Here is a 3,542-nt window from a genome sequence, read left to right as displayed (position 1 = left end):
CCAGTATACTCTTGGGACATTCACCCAATCATAGCCACGAAAGTTACGGCGAAAAGTATCGGCGTTACGGCCTTCGTTGAGATAATCAATTTCTTCCCAAAGAATGCGGCAACATTCTTCGTAAATACCCAACCAATCTCGCCCCCGTCCCCATTTGGGATGGTTTTGAAAGTACCGGGTAATTCCTTTGAGAATCTGTAAATCGATTTCAAATAACTTCTTTAGTCCAGGACGTTGCACTTTGACAACAACTGATTCTCCTGTATGTAGTACAGCTTTGTGTACTTGCCCCAAGCTAGCAGCAGCTAAGGGAATAGGTTCAAAATTATGGAAAAGTTCAGGAATTTTTTTGCCTAGTTCTTTCTCAACGATCGCTTCTACTTGCTCATAACTAAATGCGGGTACTTTGTCTTGTAACTTGGCTAGTTCTTCTACATATTCACCAGGGAATATATCAGCACGGGTAGAAAACAGTTGCCCAACTTTGATAAAGGTTGGTCCTAAATCCAATAGAGTATTGCGAATCCAGACTGCTTGGATTTTGCGTCTTGCAGCTTGCTTTACATCAGTCACACCTCCCGGATAACTCCAAGATTTGTTGTATAGCCAAAGTTTGAACAGTAAGGTCAAGACAAAAGACCAAATGTCCACAAAACGCCGTTTGCTAGAGTATTTTTCCCGATTCCAACGGTATGCCTTCTCTGAATAACCTTGTTCCATATACTTTGTTTACCGTTGGTTTGCGACCGAATCACTTGGAAGAAAAGACACTCTGATTCCTAAACTGTTTTTTTCTTAAATGTCCTTTGTCATTTGTCTTTTGTCATTTGTACATAATTTTTGACCAATGACCAATGACTAATGACTAAAATTTATGCAGAAGCTCGGCGATAATGTTGCAATTCTGTTCGTAACAAGGCAATTTCGGCTCGTAATTCGTCAATATCTGCTTGCAAGTCACCGGAATCAGAACTGGCTTGTCCAGTACCTGTGGTAGGTTGACTGGCATTAGCTGCTTCTGTTGCCCGATTTGCCCGCTCTAGGACTTCTTCTGTAAACTGGCGCAACTGCTCTCTAGCTTCTGCATCAAATTTGCCCAGATCGCTCAAGGCATCGGTCAAGGCGACCTCTAAACGCTCATTAACTACTTCAGCTACTGCTCTGCCTACGAAAAAGGCTTGTACTAGTGGGTTACTCATAAATTTTTGTTACGTTGATCCGCAAGAGAATTATAACTTGCCTGTATGCTTTGCGGCTTCTGTTGTTGAGCTAGAAATTTACATAAGGCGATCGCTTTATTGATCGCATTCCAGCAACTCTTGATAATATTGCTCTGGTGTACTTGGTAAATAATTTGTCATTTGCAAAGTTTGTTCCCTCAACTTGAAACCTTGGTTAATGTTAATCCGGCTGAGGAAATCGATATCGTGGGATATTACCCAAAGCGTTCCTTGGTAATCATTGATACCTACTACCATTTGTTCAACAGTTTCAATATCCAGGTTATTAGTTGGCTCATCGAGAATCAGTAGATCGATTTCTGAGATACTGATTATAGCGATCGCTAATCTTGCTAATTCACCCCCACTCAGTACAGAGGCGTTTTTGTGAACGTCATCATATTTAAAGAGAAAATGTCCCAGTTGTTGACGCAAAAGCTGATAGCTGAGATGAGGATTGGCAGCTTGCATATTTTCCAAAAGTGTGTATTGGCGATTTACCAATTCGTAGCTTTGATCGAGATATACGGCTTTCATCGCTGGTGCAAGAAAAACCTCACCTGAGTCCAAAACTGCTGTTTGGTTTTCCATCCCTAAAATTGCCTTTACCAGACTCGATTTACCAGAACCGTTTGCACCGATCATCGCTATGCGATCGCCAGATGATATATGCAGTTGAATATTTTGAATCAATAGACGTTCTGATATCCTAAGATTTGCACCCTGGATATTAATTAGATTTCGGCGCTTTTGATTTTTTTCTTCTAGCTGAATACTCGTGACTTTGGTAGTTTTGACCTTTGTCTCTGCAACCTTTTGATTAGCCTTTGCTACTGCTGCTTCATGTTTCTTTTTCGCAGTTCCGGTAGACACCTCAGCTTTGGTTTTAATCAGTCCTGCTGCTATTCTATCAATACTACCATTCAGAAACTTGGCGCGACCGTTGCGACTAGATTGGGCTGCGCGTTGCTGTTCTTGCATCGCTGTAGCTTGGGTACGTTTGAGTTCCTTTCTGGCGGATTCGTGCGATCGCAATGCTACCTCTAACTCTATTTCTTTCTGTTCTCGATAGTACGAGAAATTACCGCCATATATTTTCACGCCAGCAGGTGTAAGTTCCCAGGTAACTTCTGTTACTTGGTCTAAGAAAAAAGGCTTATGAGAGACAATTACATACGCACCTGTGAAATTCAAAAGAAACTGTCTTAGGCTTTCTAATGCTTGCAAATCCATGTGATTAGTTGGTTCATCGAGCAATAACAAGGTTGGTTCTTGAGCTAAACCGATCGCCAAAAACAGTTTAGTAAGTTCTCCACCACTCAAGTTAGCGATTGGTAAAGATAAGTCAACTTTGGTGTGGAATTGTGTTTGCAAAATATCCTCAATCTTCCACCATTCATCAGAGATAGAAATCAAAAAATTAAGTACTGTATCTGCTGTAATTTCTTGTCTGACAGTACTGATTTGTGGCAAATAATAGACAATACCATTACACCAAACTGAACCTGTACATGGGTTAATTTGACCTGCAAGTATCTTGAAAAGGGTTAATTTTCCTACCCCATTGCGACCGACTAAAGCAATGCGATCGCCCGCGTCGATATTCACATGAACTCGTTGAAACAAAGTTCTATCTACGCTGAGGTCATAGGCTAAGTTCTCAGCTAACAATATTGATTTTTTCGGCATTCTTATCAAACCTCAATTCCCAAACTTCCACCCGCGTGTTTCCAAAAATTCCGGGTAGATTAGACACAAAAAAACTCAGCTGCAGACACTCGTCAAACGGTTCTATATAGATAGGAATGATGGCAAGATTTTTAGTGCATGACTATGTGAAGTAACCCTGTCAAACTAGTTGCGTTTATTCTTTGTTGACATTTGTTGCTTTGGTGCAACAGGTATTTGGTACTACTTCATTTGTGCTATCTCATTGGAGTTGTGATGAGGTTTGATATTGACTACAGTTTAGCACGAAGGAATTTTGGAAAGTGAGAATGCGATCGCCTTTTTTGCCAAGCGTTAATGTAGCACGGTAAGCGATAGCTATGCCGTCAGACCGATAGCTAACTACCACAGTGGTAAAATCAATCCATAACTACTTGATGCCCTATTCATTCTATGACCATTGCTCAAGAATTAGATTCTCAAGAAGGCATCTGCCAAGATGTTATATTTCCCCCTGGTGATTTATATAGTGACGAACCTCCCTTGGAAAGCGAACTGCATTTACGGCAAATAATCCTACTTTTAACCTGTCTGGAATGGTTGTGGCGAGATAGAAATGATTTTTATGCGGCGGGAAATCTGACTATCTACTAC

At 40.9% G+C, this 3,542-nt stretch carries 3 protein-coding genes and 1 pseudogene; 1 reads left to right on the top strand and 3 read right to left on the bottom strand.

Annotated features, from left to right (window positions below; all coding sequences use genetic code 11):
- The 3 genes from IQ229_RS18470 to abc-f all read right to left on the bottom strand — a co-directional run.
- Positions 1 to 720: ABC1 kinase family protein (locus IQ229_RS18470; protein WP_194046213.1), on the bottom strand; the 720-nt coding region annotated here is incomplete at its 3' end.
- Between the two features lie 152 nt (positions 721 to 872).
- Complete coding sequence (locus tag IQ229_RS18465) at positions 873 to 1,199, bottom strand: DUF6825 family protein (RefSeq protein ID WP_194046211.1); 327 nt, start codon at positions 1,197 to 1,199, stop codon at positions 873 to 875.
- Positions 1,200 to 1,295: 96 nt separating this feature from the next.
- Positions 1,296 to 2,909 carry a ribosomal protection-like ABC-F family protein gene (abc-f, locus tag IQ229_RS18460; protein ID WP_194046209.1) on the bottom strand — a complete coding sequence of 538 codons (1,614 nt, stop codon included), beginning with the start codon at positions 2,907 to 2,909 and terminating at the stop codon, positions 1,296 to 1,298.
- 432 nt (positions 2,910 to 3,341) lie between these two features.
- Between abc-f and IQ229_RS18450 the strand changes: the two are divergent.
- A pseudogene (locus IQ229_RS18450) lies at positions 3,342 to 3,542 on the top strand (Uma2 family endonuclease); the annotation flags it as partial.

The sequence above is a fragment of the Nostoc cf. edaphicum LEGE 07299 genome (assembly GCF_015207245.1).
GTDB lineage: Bacteria > Cyanobacteriota > Cyanobacteriia > Cyanobacteriales > Nostocaceae > Nostoc > Nostoc edaphicum_B.
The sequence above is the reverse complement of the archived record's forward strand: the minus strand, read 5'-3'. Positions and strand labels throughout refer to the sequence as shown.